We start from the raw sequence: 21,918 nt of genomic DNA on the forward strand, positions 1-21,918 counted from the left end.
TCGGTTCACTACATAAAAAAGACCTGTCAATGAGACAGATCTTCTTTTTGCTGTACGCCTGCGATATAAAGACGGACCGCATAACTCACACTATCTTCAAGCTGTTCTTTTCGTTGAAATCCCTTTTTATTTGAAATGTCTCCAAAGCCGTGCAGTAAGCTTCTGAGTCCTCTTACTACATGCGTCATTTCATCTTCTTTTACACCAAATCGTGACATGATGGATTGGACAAACTCAGTAAGGCGCTCGGCAGCAACACTCACTTCTTTTTCATTCATCTGTGAAAAGGCGGCTTCATAAAGACCTGGATGTTCACGGACAAATTGAACATATTGTCTTGCAAAGGCTAAAACGGCGACTTCTTTTTCTAGCCCTTCCGTTTCCTGAATTCCTTTTTCACAAAGCATTGACAGCCCTCTGACTGAGAGAGCCGCCTGAATCTCATGAAGACCAGATACATGATTATAAAGAGAAGGTGGTCTGATGTTCAGCTTTTTAGACAATGTAGCAATTGTCAAAGCGGAAAATCCCTCTTCATCAACAAATTCAGCAGCTGTATCGATGATTTTTTCTTGCGTGATACCCATTCTTGGAGACACGATTTACTGCCTCCCTTTCTTTAACTGATGTTGCCTTTTTGTAATGGCAGCTTGAAGCTTTGCATGAGGTTCCATGATAAGATCACCATGTCCTACTGCAAGACAAGATAAGGGAAGTGCCAGCAATTTTTCGGCACTTTTGAGTGCTGTTTCTGCATCCCAAGTGGCAAAAGCCGGGAACGGGAAGGTCAAGCGAAACTCACCCGTTACGAATAAACCGCCTTTTGTCACAAGTGCATCTCCTGCAATGACAACCCCTGACCTTTCATCGTATAAAGAAATGCTTCCAGGTGTATGTCCTGGTGTTGCGATGACTTTAAGTGACCCAATCTCGTCCCCTTCTTCGACAAGCACATCTGGTTTTGTGTGAATGTCTTTTGAAAAACTGCCTTTAATTTTTTGCTGAGGTTCACCAGGAAGCAAGGAAAAATCACCTTCAAAAAGGAGGGCATCGCGTTTTGATAAATAAACGACTGCCTCTGGAAAAGCCTTTTTCACTTCATCTAGTGCACCGATATGATCCATATGACTATGAGTGAGAATAATCTTATCGATTGGCTTGTCTTTTTTGTGCGCAAATTCAATGATCGAGCTTGCTGCCATTTTTAAAGCAGCATCAATTAATATCAGTCCATTCTCTTCCTCAAATACATAGCAATTTACCGGAAATAGACGCGGCATCAATGTGAGCTGGTGCAGGCGATCAAAAGTTGTCAATCTCATCATATGTCCTCCTAAAACTAATGTTGTTAGTTTTATATTAACTAATGCTATTAGTTTTAGCGAGCATTTCTTCATCAACCGCAATATAAATATCAATTTGCGCTTCTTTTGGATCTATAGATCTTTCATCATACCATTCAAAGTCGCCTGTATATGTGCGGTAATGTCGCTCATCCCACGCCCAAATCTGCTGCCATGTCTCCAACACAACCTCCTCAATTGGTCCCTTTCTCGTTCGGAATTTTGCGTAGGTGGATGCAGGAATCTCTATGATATGTTCTAACTGCTGATCCACGAATTGCCCAGCAGTAAATAAATAAGAGCCATGCTCATCTTTTTCATAATCTGAATATAATCCTATGACGGGCGCTTGCCCTCCGTGAAGCTGCTGCGCAAAAAATTGTTGCCAGAGTGGAGCAATCTTCCGCTCTTTTGTTTGCTCCATTTCGTTTGTTGTTCGAACAGACAATCCTTTCATCCATTGTTTCTCTAATGTCACGATATCGTACATACATTCTCATCTCCTTTTTTTCTATCATATAAAAAGAAACCTGACAACATTGTGTCAAGTTTCTATTCGTTTGAGAAATTGTTTCAACTGAATGTCAAACGCTTCTTTGACATGCTTCGGGGAAAGAATGTCAACATCTGGACCTAAATGGAATAGGAAACTATTTAACCAATCATCAAGAGGTACGGTAATGGTGGCAAGGTAAGTGCCGTCTGAACAAACATTCAATTCGTTCTCATCTACCCATTCCTTCACTTTCCCCACTGATGCTTCCGTTAACCTGAGCGTGACAAAGCTGACCGACGGTTGTTTTTGCCATGAATCATTCCAAGGCTTTTCTTCGTTTTTGATTCTTTTCGGTTGAAAATACCCTGAAATGGTGACAAGACCCGTCATTCTAGTCAGCTTGAACAGACGAAAAGCTTTTTTCACACAACAGAACGCATACAAATACCAATGTCTCCCTTTTAAAACGAGTGTATAAGGCTCCACTTTGCGTGGAAGTGTTTCACCTTTCGCATTGCGGTAAGTAAACTGAATGTATTGGTGCGCTGCCGCAGCTGTATGAATGAGCTGGAGCTTCTTCTCTGCCTGGCTGTCTTTTCCCCAGGAGCTTAAATCAATGAAGATATGGTGCTGCTTTTCGCTTTCATCCGTATGCGTGGGAATAAGCGATTTGATTTTTTTCAGTACATGTTCGCTTTCTTTAAAGGAGTACGCACTCGTCATGCTTTCGAGGGCTGTTAAAATGACCTCGATGTCATCATCAGTAAATAATTTTTTCTCTAAACGATAGTCCTCAACAAGTGAAATGCCCCCTCCTGCTCCTTGCGTTGTCACAACAGGAATCCCGGCTTGATTGATGGTATCAATATCACGATAAATGGTTCTCACGCTCACTTCATGAAGTTCAGCGAGCTCTTTCGCTTGAACTTGCTTCTTGCTAATGAGCAGCATCACAATAGACAAAATGCGATCAATTTTCATGACTTTTCCTCTTTTTCATAAATGTAGGTTTTGATTTGATAAAAAAAGAAAGAATGGTAAAGATAAGTAACAGCCAGCATTCGTTTACATCCCTGCACGTGCAGGAGGAGGTTGCATCATGACACATAACGTGTGGCAGTTGTTCATGATTGGGCTCATCATATTGATCTGCATGATCATTCGAATGAATCGAATGAGACGCTATCAGCTTGTACGCCCTATCAGGCTTTTGATGAGAATGTATCTCTTTGGACTTTCTGCCCTTATTCTCCTATCAGAAGGATGGCAAAATCATAGTATCATCATCTATGCCGCTATTGGTATGCTTTTTGGAAGCAGCCTCGCTGTTCATGCCTATCAGACGATTCGCATGAAAGAAGAAAATGGCCGGCTGTATATGAAAACGAGTAAATGGATTGAAAGCTTCATTTTATGTTTGTTTTTATCTAGATTTGCCTTTAAATTGGTTGAACTGACAAAACATTCAATGACAAAGATCGATGTCATTGAATTGTATCAGCATATAGTGAGTGATGATGCCTTGACCATGCTCAGCTTTTTTCTGCTAGCTGCTTACTATATTGTTTTTTCTTATCACATGATGAAAGCAAATAAAAGATCAACTCATGTGCATCATGCATAAAAACCTTCCTATATGAAAGTAGGAAGGTTTTTTATCAATCGTGCTGTGCATGGTGAATCATCTGTTCAAGCACTTCCATCACATGCTGGTCTTCAGGACTGTAGAAAATCGAAGTCCCTGCTCGTCTAGATTTCACGAGACGAAGGTTTTTTAAAAAGCGCAGCTGATGAGAAACGGTTGATTGCATGAGATTCAGTGTTTCTGCTATATCATTTACCGAGTGTTCACCTTGAGACAACAGGTGCAGAATTCGAATACGTGTCGGATCAGATAAAGCTTTAAAGGTTTGGGAGACAAGAAATAGACTTTCTTCATCCAGCTCCATCCGTTCCTGTTCTTGATTTGTATTCAGTTCTTCCTTCATTTTTCTTCACCTTTCTTGTCCGTCAAATCACGACTTATTCTATGTATCATCATATACCAAAACGTCCGGCGTGCAAAGAGAGCACACTTTAGAAAAAAGATTTACTCAAATAGCATTGACACTTGGTAGCATTCTTTTTAAAATGAGCATTATTTATTCATTTTTTTAGAGGAGCTGATAGGCAAATTGACTGAAGAGCCAAGACTAAAACGCAGCCTGACTGTCTTTCCACTTGTTGTGATCGGGCTTGCTTATATGGATCCACTTGTCGTATTTGATTCATACGGCATTGTGGCTCAACTGACGAAAGGACACGTCGCTACAGCTTATATATTTACGTTACTTGCATTACTATTGACAGCGCTTAGCTATGGGAATATGGTGAAGGCTTTTCCAAAAGCAGGATCTGCTTATACATACGCGCAAAAAAGTATACATCCTCATGTTGGCTTTCTTGTAGGCTGGACACTTTTACTGGATTATTTATTTTTGCCTATGGTGAATTTTGCGATTGGAAGTGCTTATTTAACCGCAGCCTTTCCTGATGTACCTCATTACATTTGGATCATCATACTTGCTATCGCCATAACGACTGTCAATGTAATCGGTATCCGGCTTACAGCCAACATCACGGCACTATTTGTGACCTTTCAGGTCATTGTCGCCGTCACTTTTGTTGGGTTTATTATGTATAGGCTCACGCAAAATGCAGGCAGCGGAGAATTATTGTCCGCCCGGCCTTTTTATTCGGCGAGCTTAGATCCAGCGCTTATTTTTTCAGGAGCAACCATTTTATGTTTTTCGTTTCTAGGATTTGATGCGATTTCGACCCTTTCTGAGGAAACCATTAAGCCAAAAAAGACGATCCCACTTGCCATCTTTTTAACCGTCGCCATTGGAGGCGTACTGTTTACCTTGACGTCTTATTTTTTGCAGCAAGTATTTCCAAATTTTCAGCAGTTCAAGCATCCCGATGCGGCCTCACTTGAAATTGCGGAATTTGTGGGCGGCGCCTTTCTCCACTCGTTCTTTTTAGCTGGCACAATGGTCGCTGTTATCTCTTCTTCCTTATCGTCACATGCAAGTGCAGCAAGGCTATTATATGCAATGGGTAGAGATGAGTCGTTACCGAAGCGTTTCTTCGGATATATTCATCCGAGATTAAAAACCCCTGTTTTTAACATTTTATTAATTGGTGCTTTCTCCTTAACCGCAGTCGTTGGCGAACTTGAAGTCATTTATTCCTTTATCAGCTTCGGCGCGTTGATTGGATTCACATTAGTGAACTTATCGGTTTTTGCGTACTATTTCATTAGACAAAAACAAAGAGGTGTACTCAATACATTGAGATACGCAGTGATTCCTCTGTGCGGGACGGCCTTTTGTATATGGCTGTTAACGAGCATCAGTACAAATGCATTAATCATTGGTTTGCTTTGGCTGATTATCGGTTTTGTTTATTTCTGCTACAGACTGAAAACAAGACCCGAATTTACATTTGGGTACGATTGATTATAAGGTTTTCACTTGGTATCTTGTGCAGGATATGGCATAATAAAAAGGCTGTACTTCCCTTTTAAAAGCGGGGCAAAACAGGGGTGAACTGACCTTGAAAAAGAAAAAAACAGGATGTTTTGCCATTTCAGGCTGCTTCACGATTTTTCTGTTTGTTTTCGTATTAGTAGCCATTGTCATGTCCTTTAATCAAAAGGAGTTAAAAAAGCTGCCGATTGATACGGAATCAATTGTTTTGTCGAGATTGGATGATTTCAAACCGCTTGTAGAAACAGAGTTAAGAGATCAAGATTTAGATCAATATACCGCGTTAATCCTCGGTATGATGTATCAAGAATCAAAAGGCAGAGGCGGAGATCCAATGCAGTCCTCTGAATCTCTTGGTTTGAAACGAAATGAAATCAATGACCCTCAGAAAAGCATTAGACAAGGAGTCCATCATTTTTCTACTATGTACAAGCATGGGAAGAAAAAAGGCGTTGATTTGGAAACCATTATCCAAAGCTATAATATGGGAATTGGCTATATTGATTTTGTTGCAAAAAACGGGGGAAAACATTCCGAGAAATTGGCAAAGCAATACTCTAAAAAGCAAGTGAAACGAAACCCAGAAGTCTATACGTGCGGAGGCAACAAAGATAACTTCCGCTACCCATATTGCTTCGGTGACTTCACATATGCTGAAAAAGTTAAAGAAAAAACGAAAACAGTTGAAGAAAAGATGAAATTGGCTTCGTCATCCTCACCATCATCGTAAAAAAAGCACTTCCTAAATGGAAGTGCTTAGATTGGACAAAGTGCTAAAATGATGTTTATTTTAGCACTTTGTCTTCTTTTCAGCGTGACATGAAAACCTTTGAAGTCTAGGAAGGACGAGTACCGGAGCGGAGCGAATTTGACATTCGTGAGCACCGGAGCGCAGGACTGGCAACGAATGCGAGGGTTTGTCTACATGCTGAAGCACTTCCTAAATGGAAGTGCTTTTCATTTTATCGCTGTTCTTTTCCGATTTCCGGCAGGATCGTTTTCGCTAAATGCTGATCCATTTCCTCATATTCATCATAATGAATCGTTTCATATAGCTCTTGTCTCGTTTGCATGTCCTTTAGCATTCCTTGCTGCGTCCCCTTCTCCATGATTTCTGTAAATAAACGCTCATACGCTTTTGCAGCAACTCTGAGTGATGACACAGGGTAAATGACCATTTGAAAGCCAAATACAGAAAATTCGTCTGCATGATAATAAGGCGTCTTACCAAACTCCGTCATATTTGCAAGAAGCGGTCCTTTAATATTGTTTGACGCATGCGTGAAGTCCTCTGCTGTGATGAGTGCCTCAGGAAAAATAGCGTCAGCTCCTGCTTCTACGTAAAGATTGGCCCTGCGGATGACATCCTCCATCCCATTTACGGACCTTGCATCGGTTCTCGCAATCACCAAAAGCGTTGGTGCCGCTTGTTTGATGGCTTTGATTTTTGCGACCATTTCTTCTACTGGAACGAGCGATTTTCCGTTTAAATGTCCGCATTTTTTTGGCATTTGCTGATCTTCAATTTGAACAGCTGCCACCTTACTTTCTACCATTTCCTTTGCAGCCCTTGCAGCATTCAATACACCGCCATAGCCAGTATCCATATCGACCAAAAGCGGCAGCTGAGAAGCTCGAATGATTTCCTTCGCTTTTTCAGCCATTTCCGTTGAATGGATCATGCCGAGATCAGGCAATCCTTTGCTGGCACAAAAAGCGGCTCCGGATAAATAGAGCCCTTGGAAGCCCATTTTTTTTGCATAGAGCGCAGACATTCCATCGTGAACGCCTGGGATTTGAAATAAAGCTGATTTGTGCATTTGTTCTTGAAAGGCTGCGGCTAATTCTGCTTGACTTGATTCATCATTCACGATCCACACACTAGTTCCCCCCTTATATGACGAATAGGTCCATAAATGCTGGTACGGTTGTTGTTTTTAATTGATTTGGATTTTGACAGAGTGACACAATTTGATCCACTTGTTTTTGTGGAAATCTCGTTTTCAAATGATAGAGCCATTTCTTTTCAAGCAGAGGAATGCCTTCCTGCCTTCTTCTGCGATGACCAAGTGGATATTCAATTTCGATTCGGTCTGTCATCGTCCCGTCTTTAAAGAAGATCTGCACACTGTTTGCAATGGATCTCTTTTTCGGATCTAAATAATCCGCTGTATATTGTTTATCTTCTTTGATGACCATTTGATCCCGGAGACGATCAATGACCGGATTTTGCGCCGTTTCTTCTTCATAATGGTCAGCTGTGAGCTCACCATAGATCAATCCAATCGCAGTAATATATTGCAAGCAATGATCGCGGTCTGCTGGATTATACAGCGGTCCCTTCTTATCGATAATCCGAATCGCTGATTCATGTGTTGTAATCTCTACTCGGTCAATGTCATCTAATCGACCTTTTACAGCGTCATGCAGGATCATAGCAGCCTCTGCAGCCGTTTGGGCATGAAACTCAGCAGGATAAGCAATTTTGAAAAGCACATTTTCGATGACGTATGATCCTAGCGGCTGAGCAAGTGTGAGAGATTTCCCTTTCATCAGAACATCTTCAAAGCCCCACTTCTCTGCACTAAGCGGTGTTTGATAGCCCATTTCCCCTTTGAGTGTCATCATTGCGAGTCTCACCCCGCGGCTTGTTGCATCACCCGCTGCCCATGATTTCCTTGATCCTGTGTTCGGGGCATGACGGTATGTTCTAAGCGGTGAATTATCAACAAACGCTTGCGATAAAACATGCTGCACGTCTTCCTTTGTTCCGCCAAGCAATGCACATACAACAGCACTTGTTGCTACTTTGACAAATAGCACATGATCCAAACCATTGCGATTCAGACAATTTTCTAAAGCCAGCACGCCTTGAATTTCATGTGCTTTGACAATCGCATGCAGTACGTCATTCATCGAAAGCGGCTCTTCTCCGTTTGCAAGCCGTGTTCTGCTGATGTAATCACTTACAGCTAATATTCCGCCTAAGTTATCTGACGGATGTCCCCACTCCTCTGCAAGCCACGTGTCATTATAATCTAACCAGCGAATCATACAGCCTATATCAAAAGCCGCTTGAACAGGATCTAGCACAAAGGAAGTACCTGGAACTCTTGCTCCATTAGGTACAACTGTTCCAGGTACGATCGGTCCAAGATGCTTCGTACATTCAGGAAAATTGAGCGCCAGCATTCCGCAGCCAAGTGTGTCTATGAGCACATAGCGTGCCGTTTCAATGGCTTCTTTACTCGTAATTTCCCCGTCTACTGCATAGGCTGCGATTTCTTCTAATAGCTGATCCGTTTGATTGGCGACTGCTGTTTTATTCATGTTCATTCCCCCATTTTTCCATCATCATCTGAAACTTTTAATCCTCTTGGCCCTAAATAACGAACTCTCGGTCTGAAAATGCGATTATGCAAATGCTGTTCAATGACATGAGCAGCTAATCCACTTGCCCTTGCAGCAAAGAAAATCGGTGTATAAAGTGAAATTGGAATCCCGAGCTCGTAATAAATAGGTGCGGCGTAATAATCAAGATTCGGATAGAGGTTTTTCTTCTCTTTCATGTATGCCTCTCCTGCTACACACATGTCATAAAGCGCTGTATCTCCCTTTGATTCCGTAAGCGTTTTCAATGATCGTTTTAAAAGAGCGGCTCTTGGGTCCATTTTTCTCATGTATACCCTATGGCCAAAGCCCATCATTTTTTCCTTTGCTGCTAATTTTCGCTCAATCAGCGCAAGGAAGCCTTCCGTGGTTTTCCCTTCAAGAAGCATATGCATGACAGCTTCATTCGCTCCTCCGTGCAAGTCACCTTTTAATGAAGAAATTGCTCCAGTAAAAGCACCATACATATCAGAATGTGTGGATGCGATGACTCTAGCGGCAAACGTTGAATTAGGCAGCTCATGTTCACTATATAATGTGAGTGTTTGGTCAAAAGCGGTGATTTCGTCTTGGGTTGGCGTGCGTCCTGTTAGCATGGTTAAAAAGGTTTCAGTGTAGGATTTGGTCTGATCTGGAGAAATAGCGGCGTCTTTTGTGAGAATATGGTAGCTTCCAGCGACAATGGCCGGCAGCTGGCCGAGTAATCGAACAGCACGCTTTTGCTGGCATGCTTCTGATCGATCTTGTAATGCATCATCGTACCCACTAAGAGCAGATATGCATGTTCTCATGGCATCCATCGGATGGGTGGTTTTTGGCAGCTTTGTTAAAATGGTTTGAATGGTTGGATGTAAGTTGGTTTGTGAGGAAATGTCTTGCTGAAATTGGTGATATTCCATCGCATCTGGCAATCTTCCATAAATAAGCAGATAGGCTGTTTCTAAATAGGTCTTTTTTTGTGCCAACTCGATGAGGTCATACCCGCGAATTACAATCTCTTCTTGCTGCACATCTAAGTATGAGATAGACGTTTCGCTTGCCACAATGTCTTCAAGCCCCGGTTTATACTGCAGTTGTTCAGTCATCATATAACCCCCGTTTCGTTCAATTGTTGTTCTCCAAACGAGCAAACGGCCAGAAATGATGTGAATCTATAGATGGGAAGATACCGTGCAAGTCGGATACCCAATTCCCATTTTATCCAAAGCACTGCATCTTGTAAATAAAAGAACGTATGTCCAGTTGGACATACGTTAGCTGTAGTATGGAGAAATCATCATATACACAATGACGCCAGTGAGACTGACATAAAGCCATAGCGGCATGGTCCAGCGAGCAATTTTACGGTGACGCTCGACTTGCATCTGTGCACCTCTAAACAGCGTAATCAGGGCAAGCGGTACAATGACTGCTGATAAGACAATATGTGTGATTAAAATAAAGAAGTAAATTGGACGGATGATCCCTTCTCCTCCGAAATGGGTATCAGCTGCCATTGAGTGATAGGTCACATACGAAATTAAAAAGACAAGTGTCGTTGAAAATGCAGCAAAGATAAATCGTCGATGCGCTTTAATGTTCTTTTGTTTAATCATGATGAGTGCTGAAAGTAAAAATATAAACGTAAAGCTGTTCATCACGGCATTAAGTAACGGCAAAAATGTAATATCCAGATGGCTAAATTTATCTGATTTTGGCATTAAAAATAATAAAGCGATTAATCCGTTTATGGCAATTGTTAAAATGATCACAATACCAGTAAAATTTTTCGGTTTTTGATTCTGTTCGTTCATGTTTGAAAACCTCTCTTTATTAGTTCCGACTAAGAGTATGTTATTTAAATTTCTCTATAAAGTCAATGAATTCGCTGTCTTCGTCGAATTTTAGACAAACTTGCAGGTTGCAGGCGTTCTAACGGCTTGAAAGATCCATCCACTTCCTTTAAAATTGGAATTTATGTGATTTTTATCATTTCTGATAGGAAAGGAGTAATGGACTTGTCAATCTTACAGGAAACAGCCAAAGATGTGAAGACGTTAGAGCAAGAATTACAGCAATTGCAGTTCCAAATGTATCGAATGCAAGAAAATATGAAAGATATTTCGAAAAAAGCAAAAATCATTGGCATCGATCAAGCGAAAGAAGATGAGTGGCTGATCGTCTCTGCCATTGAAAGTGCAGATACATGTAAAATTATGCTCAGCGATTGTGAAAAAGCTTTTCGCGGACAATCTGATTTTTCCTTAATTGCGGAATATCCTGAAGAAGGAAAGATTCATATTGCCGATATTAAAGGTCCGCCAGATAATGGGTATGGCTCCATCTGCATGAAGCATTTAAAAGAAATCGCAAGAGATCAGAACATCCCCGTGATTACTGGCGACCTCGTCAAAAGAGACTGGGATCACGTGGACCGCTTGATTCATTTTTATGAAAAGCATCAATTTGATGTCCAGATCAATTGGAAAGAACAAAGCGGAGAAATTTATTGGGTGGACAGCTAACGACAAAAAACCAGCGTGTATCATAAGATATGCGCTGGTTTTTTTGTCGAAAATGCAAATTTTTCAGAAAAATATGTGTATTTTTGACCAAAAAAAGGGTACAATAAAAGCATCAGGCCGCCACCTGATGCTTTCTTCCAAAAAACAATTGTTTACTAGTTAAGTACTTTTACTTTGACTGATTTTACGCCCCAATTTTTCGCTTGGGATTTGCTTGGTACATGTACATCAATTTTGTTACCTTTAATTGCGCCGCCAGTATCTGCTGCGATGGCTTCACCGTAGCCTTCAACATAAACCTTACTTCCTAATGGAATGACATTAGGATCTACTGCAATGACTTTTGCATTTGGGTTTTTGTTTAAGTTTACCCCTGTTGCAGTGATACCTGAGATGCCACCATCATTTGCTGTATAAGCCGTAGCCGTAACAGTCATTTCTTTTTGTACACTTTGACTAGCAGAAGATGATTCTGCTTTAGCTGTTTCCTTTTTAGGAGCAGCTTTTTTCGTTGTTTGCTCTTTTTGGACAGGTTCCTGTTTTTGAACAGGTTCTGAGCTTACCGGAGCCGAGCTTTGGCCAGCAACACTTAGTGTTGAACCAACCATAATTATATCTGAGTTTAAGTTATTCCAAGACTTAATATCGCTAATTGACACATTGAATTTTTGAGCGATTTTCCAGAGGCTGTCCCCCTTCTGGACTTTATACTGCTCCTGAGTTTTCTCTTTTGAAGAGATTGTCAATTTATCACCTACATAGATCATATCAGTAGATAAATTGTTCCAACCCTTTAGGTCCTTTAGAGACACATCATTTTTTTGTGAGATTCCCCAAAGTGTATCACCTTTCTGTACAGTGATTTCCTTTGCAGAAGCTTGCTGCGCTCCAAATGCTGTTGTTGAGATTGCTGCAACAGCAACCAAGGACATAATAGTCTTCTTCATAAAGTAAATCCTCCCTTGTTAGCTTTTTATGGCGGCTAACGAGTGCTATCGTAACACATGTAAATGTCAATTCAATAACAAAACGATATGTTTTAGATTACAGTTCCTTTACATGAAACATCTCTCTCCATTGGTAAATCAGACCACAAAACGGCTTGATTCCCCGCCATATCAAGGTTTTAAAAGGATCAAAAACGGCCTGATGAAAACGTGTCCAAGTGCAGTGAAAAAAATTTATTTTTCTTCTTCAAACTCTTTATTTTTTCTCTTTTTCTATAAAAAAACGAATTTCTTCTAAAAAAACATCTCCGTATTTCTCTCTTTTTTGAGCGCCAATCCCCTTAATTTGGAGTAATTCATCATCTGTTTTAGGCTCTACCGCTGACATTTCCTTCAATGTTTGATCAGAAAAAACAACAAACGGCGGGACACCTTGCTCTCTAGCTAGCTTCATTCTCAGCGATCTCAATCGCTCAAATAATGCATCGTTTTCTTGAATAGCCTCTGCTTTGATCGCCTGCTTTTTATACACAGCCTCTTGTCCAACTAACACTTTCTTCCCTTTATGGGTCACCTTCAGTGTTGGGTAAGCACCTTCAGACATGTGCAAATATTCTTCTGTAATTAAAAATTCAATGAAGTCACTGATTTGCTGAGCCGAATGTTGTTTCATTAAAGCATATGTAGGGAGACGATCGAAACCTAGCTCTAGCACTTTTTTGTTTTTAGAGCCTGCCAATACTTGGGCGATCATCATTTTACCGAATCGCTCATTCATTCTCACTGTACAAGATAACACCATCTGTGCTTCTCTTGTGACCTCTTCACGCTCTCTTTCATCAAGGCAGTTGCTGCATTTACCGCAAGGCGAACTAGCTGTTTGATCAAAATAATCCATCACAAATTGCTGCAGACATTGCTCAGTATGACAGTAATCCACCATTTGCCTTAATTTAAGCAGCTCATGCTGGTAGCGCGTCTCATCTTCTATTGACTGCTCAATGAGAAAGCGCTGCACTCTTACTCCTTGAGGTGAAAACAGTAAGATGCATTCACTTTCAAGCCCATCTCTGCCGGCACGGCCAGCTTCTTGATAGTAGCTTTCAATATCCCTTGGAATTTGATGATGGATCACAAAACGTACATTCGACTTATTGATTCCCATGCCAAATGCTGATGTGGCGACCATCACCTGGATATCATCATTTAAAAAGAGGTTTTGCTGCTCTTCTCTCGTATGATCATCCAATCCACCATGATAAACACCAGCTTTGATCTTTTGTTTTTTCAGTCGATGATAAATGTTATCCGCTTCTTTACGAGTGGCGGTATAAATAATGCCAGACTCAAGACTGTTTTTCTTCATATATTGTGTGATGAAACGTTCACTGTTTTCTCCTTTGATCACTTGAAAGGACAAATTTTCTCTAGCAAACCCAGTAAAGATGGTTTCTTCTTCGTTGATACCAAGCTGTTCACATATATCTTGATGGACCTTTTTCGTCGCTGTAGCTGTTAATGCGACAATCACCGGTCTTTTTGACAGCTTGTTCAAGCATTCTTGAATGAAGCGATAACTTGGCCTAAAATCATGTCCCCACTCGGAGATACAGTGCGCCTCATCAATCGCAATTAAAGGAATCGTTAACCGATCTAACAGCTGAAAAAAACGTTCATTTTGTAAGCGTTCAGGTGTGATATAAAGCAGTTCATATTCCCCTTTTTCGCATTTTTTCAGCCTTTCATTCATTTCAGCTGCGGACAGAGTGCTGTTTAAAAAGGAAGAACGTATGCCCATCTCATTTAACGCATCAACCTGATCCTTCATTAAAGAAATAAGCGGAGATACCACGATCGTTGTACCTTCCATCATTAGTGCAGGGATCTGATAGCAAACTGACTTCCCTCCGCCTGTCGGCATAATGCAGACGGTATCCTTTTGTTTATTTACAATCGCTTCAATGGCTTGTTTCTGTCCTTTTCTAAAGGCATCAAAGCCATAATATTGTTTCAGGAGTGCTTCTGCTTGTTCTAACATCCAATTCCCTCTCTGTCATTTGTTTTGTCCATTTTAACATAGATTCTTGCCTCTACAGGCGATCAGTTGAATTTCGTCTTTTTACAAAATAAAAAGCCATTTTCCGAAATGGAAAATGGCTTGAATCATCCTAGGAAAAGCTGCGGATGCCGTAATCTAAGTAAGAAAGTTTTAAACCACCACTCCTCAAAGTGGGTGTTTGCAGAAACGTTCCTGTCTTCCTCTCTAAAGAGGCATGACATTCCGGCTTCAATATAAAACTCCCTATTACAGCTTAAAGGTTAAAACTTAATTAACATTACGCGCATCGCAGCCTTTAAACTATATTACACGAAAGTTTATTAAATTTCAAGAGATCTTTTTTCTATAAAAGACTCGTGTATACAAAAGTTTTGTCCTTGTACACATAAGAAAAAATTATTCTAAAAAAATGTAACTTACACTTATTTCCCTATTTTTCATCGTCTATGTCAACATCCTGCTCTTCCTCTAATCGTTCATACGTATCTGAATGCATCTGATCCATTGTTTGTCTATTTGTTAAATCACGCATTTGATCAGAGAAATTACGGTCAAACTCGTTTGGGTCTTGAGTGGTTTCTTCATTTTTCTTCGCATCAATTGAATAACGTGTATATGGGACTGCTTTTAAACGTTCATATGGAATGTCTTTCCCTGTTTTCTCACAAACCCCATATGTTCCGTCTTCCATTCGTTTCAGTGCTGCATCAATTTCGTCTTCAAGCTGGCCATCAACTTGGTCCAGTGTTTGTTCAGTCATGCGGTCTAAATAGATGCTCCCATGATCAGCGATATGGTTTCCAACACCATTTGAAATCTCGCTGGATTCACTTAGCATAGATTCTTCTTTCTTTTTTGACCCTTTTACATCTTCCTTTAATTGATTCAATCTTTCGTATAAATCAGCTTTTTGTTCTTTCGTTAAGCCCACGGTCAATCACTCCTTTCTTATTACCTTCCCGCTGCAAACGAAATGAAAACATCAAAAAAGCCGCCGCCTTTTTGGCAGCAGCTTTCTTCTCTTACAGGGTGCGAAGTGCTTCTTCTACTGGTTTATCCCCTTTAATTAAGTCAAAGGATTTATTTTTCACATTGGATTCTGTTAAGCTTTCCACAAGTACAGCGGCTACGTCCTCTCTTGAAATCTCAATGTTTTGATCATCTTGAATATGCTCCGCTGCTTCGATCTTTCCTGTCTTTTCCTCATGCAGCAAAGCACCTGGACGGACAATGGTGTAGGAAAGCCCAGACTGTTTTAAATGTTCATCTGCTTTTCTTTTCGCTTCATAATAAATTTCCATACTTCCTTGCCCTTTTCCCTGGTTTGGATCATCGGCATTATAGGAACTTAACATCACAAAATGCTGAATGTTTTCTTTTTTCGCTGTGTCAACAAGACGTTTTGCACCTTCTTGATCCACTGCAATCGTCTTATCTGCACCTGTTTTTGAGCCTGAACCAGCTGCAAAGATGACAGCATCTGCTTGTTTCACAGCATCTGTCACATCCTTTTCAAGATCACCGATGACAGGTGCTGCACCAAGTTCTTTTAGCGCATCCGCTTGTTTTTCATCTCGAATTAGAGCAAAAGGTTCATGTCCTTTTTCTTTTAAATAACGAATGACGAGCCTGCCTGTATGTCCATTTGCTCCAGCAACTAATACTTTCATTGTTCATTCTCCTTTCTGTATCTGTTTCATCTTTATCCTTTTTTGCTATCATTCAAACACCTAAACAAAAAAAGCCCCTCCCAGCAAATATGGGGAAGGGCTCAGGCAATGTGCGATCTATTAAAAAAAGTAGAATGAGAAAAGTGCATGTGATCTATGTAATCGCAAGGTTGATCAGCAAAGATGTTTTGTCAAAATGGCTTGCACATCACTCAAATCCGTCTCTTTTGAAAAATCGAGTTCAAATACTTTTGAGCTTGTGACAAGCAGCATACCTGTGTCCTGATCAAACACGCCAGCTTCTTGAATGGCAAAACTTTCAATTGATCGATACGGCAAGGAGACCCTGACTTTCTTCTTAGAAAATACGCGGTTATCGCCAAAGATCAGTCGTTTATTGGTGAAACAAATTTGGTCGTGACGCAGTCTGTAAACAGCTTCAATTCTTTCCCCTTCAATTAGTAAGGATTCGAATTTCTTATCATTTTGTTTACTGACAGAAAAAATACCCACGTAAACCCCCTCTTCCTCCATCAAATTCCTTTATGAAAAAACGGCCACACGCTCTGTGGGTACGTTTTATTCTCACTTATAGAATACGCTATAAATAGTCGTTATTCCATTACGAATAGATTAAATTTCATTTAACTTTTTCTTTTTGATTCGATGCTCTTTCCTCTACTTATTTAGACAGTTAAAGCAGGAAAAAAGTTTCAGTTCTTTTTGAGAAAAATGGTTGAATTGTGACCAATAAAAAAACAGTGATTTTTTCAAATCACTGTCAGCGTGTAGACAAACCCTCGCATTCTTTGTCAGTCCTGCGAGCCGGTGCTCACGAATGTCAAATTCGCTCCGCGCCGGTACTCGTCCTTCCTAGGGCTGCAAAGGTTTTCATGTCACGCTGAAAAAAAAGACAAAGTGCTAAAATAAAAATCATTTTAGCACTTTGTCAACAATCTGGACTATTCGTCTTTTGGTGTTTCAATGGTTCCCTCGGCATATACATCGGAAATCTGCTCAAGCGTAATTGCCATATCAGCATCTTCGTTATCATGCCAAGCATTTTGTTGATTCTGCTCATCTGTTTGCTTCTTTTTCATCATCATCACCCTTTACTGTTTTTCTTAGTATGAGTGATGATCACCAAAATCATTCAGCAGAAAAGTCTTCGAAATACTCTTTATAATACCCGCCTACTTTACCTGTATTATCAACGACAAACAGGAATTCTTCTGTTTCATTTTGCACTTCATATGTGCTTCCAACCGTTAGTGCACGGTCGACCATATATTTTTTCGCATTCGTATGTATACATTTTACTTGTTTTAACGTTTGAGCCGTTTGCCAGTTTTGATGGATCATGATTTAAAAACTCCTTTTTAATTTATTGTAGCCAATTTTTCATGAAATGCAATGAGTGTTATGGATTGCTTTCGAACATGTGGTGTAATATGATGAATGTATACGTTTACATCCATGTGCGTATACTAGATCATTTGCTTCAGGTCCGCTTTTTCACCTAGAACTCGCAGAACAATCCATATCTTTAAGGAGGTTTGTTTATTTATGAGCTCTACAACACTTCAAATTAGTTCAAAACTCGAATCTTTTCTCCAAGGGACGAAAAAACTCTACATTAATGGTCAGTTTGTCACAAGTCACGATAACAAAACCTTTTCAACTCCTAACCCAGCCACAGGTGAAACCCTTATTGATGTATATGAAGCAGGTGCAAAAGACATTGATGAGGCAGTAAAAGCAGCCAAAAAAGCCTTTCATGGTCCTTGGCGCTCCATGTCTGCCGCCGAACGCGCCCGCCTCATGTTTAAGCTTGCTGATTTAATGGAAGAAAACCTAGAAGAGCTCGCTCAGCTTGAAACTTTAGATAACGGAAAACCAATTAATGAAACAACAAATGCAGATATCCCACTCGCAATCGAGCATATGCGCTATTATGCGGGCTGGACAACCAAAATAAGTGGGCAAACCATTCCTGTCAGCCAAGGATACTTTAATTATACCCGTCATGAGCCTGTTGGCGTTGTTGGACAAATCATACCTTGGAACTTCCCGCTGCTTATGGCCATGTGGAAAATGGGTGCTGCACTTGCGACAGGCTGCACCATCGTGTTAAAACCAGCAGAACAAACACCCCTCTCTGCGCTTTATTTAGCTGAATTAGTGGATAAAGCCGGCTTCCCAGAAGGTGTGATTAACATCGTACCTGGATTTGGCGAAACAGCCGGGAATGCGTTAACCGATCACCCTGATGTGAATAAGCTTGCCTTCACGGGGTCAACAAGTGTTGGGAAACTCATCATGGAGAAAGCAGCCAAATCCATTAAGAGGGTCACATTAGAACTTGGCGGAAAATCACCAAACATTATTTTACCAGATGCAGATTTAAAGAAAGCCATTCCAGGTGCTTTAAACGGCGTCATGTTTAACCAAGGTCAGGTATGCTCTGCAGGTTCGAGGGTCTTTGTTCACCGGAGTCAATATGATGAGGTTGTCGATCAAATGGCTGAATATGCGACATCCCTCAAACAAGGAGCCGGTCTTCATCAAGATACGCAAATCGGACCTCTCGTAAGTAAAGAACAGCACGAGCGCGTGTTAGGCTATATTGAAAAAGGTAAATCAGAAGGTGCAACAGCCGTTGTCGGTGGCGATTGCCCTTATGAGGCTGGTTATTTTGTCTCCCCTACTGTTTTTAAAGATGTAGAAGATGACATGACCATCGCAAAAGAAGAAATCTTTGGACCTGTCCTATCTGCGATTCCTTACGATTCCATTGATGAAGTGGTCGAAAGAGCCAACCAGTCTGACTATGGATTAGCCGCAGGACTTTGGACAGAAAACTTAAAGCATGCCCATGATATTGCTGCACGTCTTGAAGCAGGCACGATTTGGGTCAACTGCTATAACGTCTTTGATGCTGCCTCCCCGTTTGGAGGATATAAGCAATCAGGTTTAGGCAGAGAAATGGGATCATACGCTCTTAACAACTATACAGAAGTCAAAAGTGTGTGGATTAATCTCCAAGACTAATGACGCCTATAAAGCCGGTGACTATGTCATCGGCTTTTTTATGATTGCATGTGACAGGCAGGCTCCTGAATATAGTAATAAAGGAAAGGAGCATGGCCGAATATGCAAGATTTTAAAACAAAAGTAAACGAATATATTGATGAATTGCACATGCAACTGCAGAGCAGACAACGAGAAGATGGTGGTTTTGTCTTCTGCTTTGAAGGGCCAATGATGACAAATGCTTTTTTGATTATGCTGTTAAAGGCTGTTGGCGATTCGGATCAGGCACTCGTTCATCAATTGGCAGAAGCTATACGCGAAAAGCAAAATGAGGATGGTTCTTTTTCTTTGTATCATGATCAGGCGGGACATGTAACCGCGACTGTGCAAGGCTATTGTGGAATGCTCGTGTCAGGCAGGTATCAACAAGATGAGCCGCATATGGAAAAAGCAGCACATTTTATTCGATCAAATGACGGCTTGAAGAACGTTCATTTTATGACAAAGTGGATGCTTGCTGTCAATGGCATGCACCCTTGGCCATACTTCTATGCACCACTTTCATTTTTACTCATCCCTACATACTTCCCGCTTCACTTCTATCATCTTAGTGCATATGCAAGAATTCATTTTGTCCCAATGATGATCGCACTCAACAAACGATATACCTCTCATGAACAGTTTCCAAACTTAGCACATCTTGATGCAAACATGTCTAAAAATCCTTTTGACTGGTTTATGGCAAGAGAAGAACGTTCCACTCACCACTTTCTAGCATACATGCGGTCGTATACTGCACTCGACAGCCGGCTCGACTTTTTCGGGTATGAGGCAGCGAAGGGGTATATGTTTGACCGCCTTGAAAAAGATGGCACGCTGTACAGCTATTTAAGTGCCAGTATTTTTATGGTCTATGCACTCATGAGTCTTGGATACTCTCCGGGCCATCATCTCATTTTAAAAGCAGTCAAAGGGATGAAACAGCTAGTCACTGACTGTGGGTGCAGGAAATATGCTGAGAATTCTACATCCACTGTTTGGGATACAGCGCTTGTCAGTTATGCTTCTCAGCGAGCAGGCAGAACACAAGATGATCCAGTTATCAAAAAGTCTTTTACGTACTTACTGAACCGGCAGCAAATGAAGAAAGCAGATTGGGCGATCCATAACCGGCATGCGGCTCCGGGAGGCTTTGGTTTTTCAGATTTGAACACAAATAACCCAGATTGTGATGATACGCAAATTGTGTTAAAAGCCATTCCTCAAACTTACGCTCCCGTTCAGTGGAAACGAGGATTTGATTGGCTTCTTTCCATGCAAAACCGGGATGGCGGCTTTTCAGCTTTTGAAAAAAATCAAAATCACTTCTTGCTTCGTCATCTCCCGCTCGAATCTGCTGAGGATGCGGCCATTGATCCTTCTACTCCTGATATTACAGGTCGTGTGCTCCATCTTATCGCTCTTGAAGAGAACAACAAGTCACCACTCATGCAAAGGCAAAAAGATCATTGTGTGAAATGGCTGCTTGATCATCAAGAGAAAAACGGATCGTGGTTCGGCAGATGGGGCGTTTGCTATATTTATGGTACTTGGGCTGCGTTAACAGGACTAAAGGCTGCTGGCATCTCCTCATCGCATCCTGCTGTTCAAAAAGCATGTCGATTTTTAAAAACAATTCAATTAGAAGATGGCAGCTTCGGAGAATCGTGTAAAAGTGCAGAGGTTAAAAGGTACGTCCCGCTTCCATTTGGGACAGTGGTTCAAACGGCTTGGGCTGCTGAGGCACTTTTACAATATGTGCAGCCAGATGACAAAGTGATTTTAAAAGCCATCTCATTTTTGATTCAACATCAGCACTCGAGTGAAGCCTTGCACTATCCAGTAGGCATTGGTCTTCCAAAGCAATTTTATATCACCTATCATAGCTATCCATTTGTCTTTCCAATGGTGGCTTGTTCCACATTTTTAGAAGAAATGAGGCGTAAAAATGAATAAGGAAGAATATCGCATGCAGCTTAAAGATTGGCTTAGCTCCATTCAAGGTGCAGTTCAAGATGAAAACATCCGTCAGAAAGCAGAACATTTATCGTTCATCATGAATGATGAACATTCCAGTGAAGAAGAGTGGTACGAATTGGCTGAAAGTATTGCAGAGGATATAATTCCACAAGATGCAATGCGAGATGTTGCAGTTGGCGGCCATCAATTACCCCCTCTCCCGTACCGCTATGATGCATTAGAACCGTTTATTTCAAAAGAGATTATGTATTTGCATCACCAGAAGCATCATCAATCATATGTTGATGGTCTGAACCAAGCTGAGCTTGCCTTAAAAAGAGCAAGAAGAACCAATGATTTTAAAATGATCAAGCATTGGGAACGGGAGCTTGCCTTCAATGGTGCGGGACACTATTTACATTGCATTTTTTGGTTTTCTATGAGTCCTTCAGGGAAACAAAAGCCCACTGGGCAAATGCTTCGTCTTATTGAACAGTCGTTTGAAAGCTATGATGCATTCAAATCCCAATTTTCAGCTGCAGCCAAACAAGTTGAAGGTGTTGGATGGGCCATTCTCGTATGGGCACCAAGATCTCAGCGATTAGAGATTTTACAAGCAGAACGCCATCAATTTTTATCACAATGGGATGTAATCCCTCTTCTAACTCTTGACGTATGGGAGCACGCCTACTATCTGCAATATCTTAATGAAAAAGCGACATATGTAGATCGTTGGTGGAATGTCGTTGACTGGCGTGAGCCAGAAGCACGTCTTAAGCAAGCTCAGCAAGTGAAATGGGCCCCTTTTTAAAAACGCTACTCCATGTAGGCATTTGCTTATATGGAGTATTTATAGTTTACATAATATTATTATCAAAACTAAAAGAACGGGTTGTTTTTTCAGAAAATTCATTTAAAATAAGAAAGATATGTGAGGAAAGAGAGCTG

Annotated in this window: 23 protein-coding genes and 1 other RNA gene; 7 read left to right on the top strand and 17 right to left on the bottom strand. The window is 40.9% G+C overall.

Going from position 1 to position 21,918, the window contains the following annotated elements; all coding sequences use genetic code 11:
• Nucleotides 1-26: 26 nt before the first annotated feature.
• From MKY83_RS09885 to MKY83_RS09900, 4 genes are read right to left on the bottom strand one after another with little or no spacing between them, the layout of a single operon-like run.
• Entirely contained in the window at nucleotides 27-599 is a 573-nt protein-coding gene (locus tag MKY83_RS09885) for a TetR/AcrR family transcriptional regulator (RefSeq protein WP_065098179.1), read from the bottom strand.
• 3 nt (nucleotides 600-602) lie between these two features.
• Entirely contained in the window at nucleotides 603-1,322 is a 720-nt protein-coding gene (locus tag MKY83_RS09890; RefSeq protein WP_065098180.1) for an MBL fold metallo-hydrolase, read from the bottom strand.
• A gap of 37 nt (nucleotides 1,323-1,359) precedes the next feature.
• Nucleotides 1,360-1,833, bottom strand: a complete 474-nt coding sequence (locus MKY83_RS09895; protein WP_065098181.1) for a GyrI-like domain-containing protein — start codon at nucleotides 1,831-1,833, stop codon at nucleotides 1,360-1,362.
• 54 nt (nucleotides 1,834-1,887) lie between these two features.
• Nucleotides 1,888-2,820 carry a YafY family protein gene (locus MKY83_RS09900; protein WP_044141290.1) on the bottom strand — a complete coding sequence of 311 codons (933 nt, stop codon included), beginning with the start codon at nucleotides 2,818-2,820 and terminating at the stop codon, nucleotides 1,888-1,890.
• Between the two features lie 118 nt (nucleotides 2,821-2,938).
• Here MKY83_RS09900 and MKY83_RS09905 point away from each other — a divergent pair, with 118 nt between their 5' ends.
• Nucleotides 2,939-3,463 carry a hypothetical protein gene (locus MKY83_RS09905; RefSeq protein ID WP_044141291.1) on the top strand — a complete coding sequence of 175 codons (525 nt, stop codon included), beginning with the start codon at nucleotides 2,939-2,941 and terminating at the stop codon, nucleotides 3,461-3,463.
• 34 nt (nucleotides 3,464-3,497) lie between these two features.
• Here MKY83_RS09905 and czrA read toward each other — a convergent pair whose 3' ends face one another.
• Nucleotides 3,498-3,827: a Zn(II)-responsive metalloregulatory transcriptional repressor CzrA gene (gene czrA / locus MKY83_RS09910; RefSeq protein WP_007500691.1), complete on the bottom strand. Its 330-nt coding sequence runs from the start codon at nucleotides 3,825-3,827 to the stop codon at nucleotides 3,498-3,500.
• Between the two features lie 186 nt (nucleotides 3,828-4,013).
• Between czrA and MKY83_RS09915 the strand changes: the two genes are divergently transcribed.
• Nucleotides 4,014-5,339, top strand: coding sequence for an APC family permease (locus MKY83_RS09915; RefSeq protein ID WP_342487252.1), 1,326 nt, complete (start codon nucleotides 4,014-4,016; stop codon nucleotides 5,337-5,339).
• A gap of 97 nt (nucleotides 5,340-5,436) precedes the next feature.
• Nucleotides 5,437-6,099 carry a lysozyme family protein gene (locus tag MKY83_RS09920; RefSeq protein ID WP_044141293.1) on the top strand — a complete coding sequence of 221 codons (663 nt, stop codon included), beginning with the start codon at nucleotides 5,437-5,439 and terminating at the stop codon, nucleotides 6,097-6,099.
• A gap of 232 nt (nucleotides 6,100-6,331) precedes the next feature.
• Here MKY83_RS09920 and prpB read toward each other — a convergent pair whose 3' ends face one another.
• The 4 genes from prpB to MKY83_RS09940 form a co-directional block, all read right to left on the bottom strand.
• Nucleotides 6,332-7,249, bottom strand: a complete 918-nt coding sequence (gene prpB, locus MKY83_RS09925; RefSeq protein WP_044141294.1) for a methylisocitrate lyase — start codon at nucleotides 7,247-7,249, stop codon at nucleotides 6,332-6,334.
• Between the two features lie 13 nt (nucleotides 7,250-7,262).
• A complete protein-coding gene (locus MKY83_RS09930) occupies nucleotides 7,263-8,699 on the bottom strand; it encodes a bifunctional 2-methylcitrate dehydratase/aconitate hydratase (protein WP_044141295.1) in 1,437 nt (478 codons plus the stop codon).
• Nucleotides 8,700-8,701: 2 nt separating this feature from the next.
• On the bottom strand, nucleotides 8,702-9,844 hold the full coding sequence (gene mmgD / locus MKY83_RS09935; RefSeq protein WP_044141296.1) for a citrate synthase: 1,143 nt from the start codon (nucleotides 9,842-9,844) through the stop codon (nucleotides 8,702-8,704).
• Nucleotides 9,845-10,012: 168 nt separating this feature from the next.
• Nucleotides 10,013-10,552 (bottom strand): DUF420 domain-containing protein, encoded by a 540-nt coding sequence (locus MKY83_RS09940; protein WP_003215636.1) that lies wholly within the window; start codon nucleotides 10,550-10,552, stop codon nucleotides 10,013-10,015.
• A gap of 204 nt (nucleotides 10,553-10,756) precedes the next feature.
• Here MKY83_RS09940 and MKY83_RS09945 point away from each other — a divergent pair, with 204 nt between their 5' ends.
• A complete protein-coding gene (locus MKY83_RS09945) occupies nucleotides 10,757-11,263 on the top strand; it encodes a hypothetical protein (protein ID WP_080773011.1) in 507 nt (168 codons plus the stop codon).
• 155 nt (nucleotides 11,264-11,418) lie between these two features.
• Here MKY83_RS09945 and MKY83_RS09950 read toward each other — a convergent pair whose 3' ends face one another.
• The 8 genes from MKY83_RS09950 to MKY83_RS09985 form a co-directional block, all read right to left on the bottom strand.
• A complete protein-coding gene (locus MKY83_RS09950) occupies nucleotides 11,419-12,210 on the bottom strand; it encodes a 3D domain-containing protein (RefSeq protein ID WP_003216022.1) in 792 nt (263 codons plus the stop codon).
• Nucleotides 12,211-12,466: 256 nt separating this feature from the next.
• The gene (gene recQ, locus MKY83_RS09955; RefSeq protein ID WP_342487253.1) at nucleotides 12,467-14,248 is read right to left on the bottom strand and encodes a DNA helicase RecQ; all 1,782 of its coding nucleotides are present in this window, start codon (nucleotides 14,246-14,248) and stop codon (nucleotides 12,467-12,469) included.
• 133 nt (nucleotides 14,249-14,381) lie between these two features.
• A non-coding RNA gene (gene ssrS / locus MKY83_RS09960) (6S RNA) lies at nucleotides 14,382-14,567 on the bottom strand.
• Between the two features lie 132 nt (nucleotides 14,568-14,699).
• A complete protein-coding gene (locus MKY83_RS09965) occupies nucleotides 14,700-15,200 on the bottom strand; it encodes a TraR/DksA C4-type zinc finger protein (protein WP_065098188.1) in 501 nt (166 codons plus the stop codon).
• A 91-nt stretch (nucleotides 15,201-15,291) separates the two neighbouring features.
• A complete protein-coding gene (locus tag MKY83_RS09970; RefSeq protein ID WP_065098189.1) occupies nucleotides 15,292-15,939 on the bottom strand; it encodes an SDR family oxidoreductase in 648 nt (215 codons plus the stop codon).
• 174 nt (nucleotides 15,940-16,113) lie between these two features.
• Complete coding sequence (locus MKY83_RS09975) at nucleotides 16,114-16,452, bottom strand: PH domain-containing protein (protein WP_024422682.1); 339 nt, start codon at nucleotides 16,450-16,452, stop codon at nucleotides 16,114-16,116.
• Between the two features lie 449 nt (nucleotides 16,453-16,901).
• The gene (locus MKY83_RS09980) at nucleotides 16,902-17,039 is read right to left on the bottom strand and encodes a DUF4025 domain-containing protein (protein ID WP_223250615.1); all 138 of its coding nucleotides are present in this window, start codon (nucleotides 17,037-17,039) and stop codon (nucleotides 16,902-16,904) included.
• A gap of 49 nt (nucleotides 17,040-17,088) precedes the next feature.
• Entirely contained in the window at nucleotides 17,089-17,301 is a 213-nt protein-coding gene (locus MKY83_RS09985; protein WP_342487254.1) for a DUF6501 family protein, read from the bottom strand.
• A gap of 204 nt (nucleotides 17,302-17,505) precedes the next feature.
• On the opposite strand from MKY83_RS09985, the gene MKY83_RS09990 reads away from it, so the two are divergent.
• The 3 genes from MKY83_RS09990 (at nucleotide 17,506) to MKY83_RS10000 (ending at nucleotide 21,781) form a co-directional block, all read left to right on the top strand.
• Entirely contained in the window at nucleotides 17,506-18,990 is a 1,485-nt protein-coding gene (locus MKY83_RS09990; RefSeq protein WP_065098190.1) for an aldehyde dehydrogenase family protein, read from the top strand.
• Nucleotides 18,991-19,092: 102 nt separating this feature from the next.
• Entirely contained in the window at nucleotides 19,093-20,967 is a 1,875-nt protein-coding gene (locus tag MKY83_RS09995; protein WP_106067070.1) for a prenyltransferase/squalene oxidase repeat-containing protein, read from the top strand.
• The gene (locus MKY83_RS10000) at nucleotides 20,960-21,781 is read left to right on the top strand and encodes a superoxide dismutase (RefSeq protein WP_065098192.1); all 822 of its coding nucleotides are present in this window, start codon (nucleotides 20,960-20,962) and stop codon (nucleotides 21,779-21,781) included. Before MKY83_RS09995 ends, MKY83_RS10000 begins: the two co-directional genes overlap by 8 nt.
• Nucleotides 21,782-21,918: the final 137 nt, after the last annotated feature.

This window comes from Bacillus sp. FSL M8-0266, from assembly GCF_038613425.1.
Classification (GTDB): Bacteria; Bacillota; Bacilli; order Bacillales; family Bacillaceae; genus Bacillus; species Bacillus pumilus.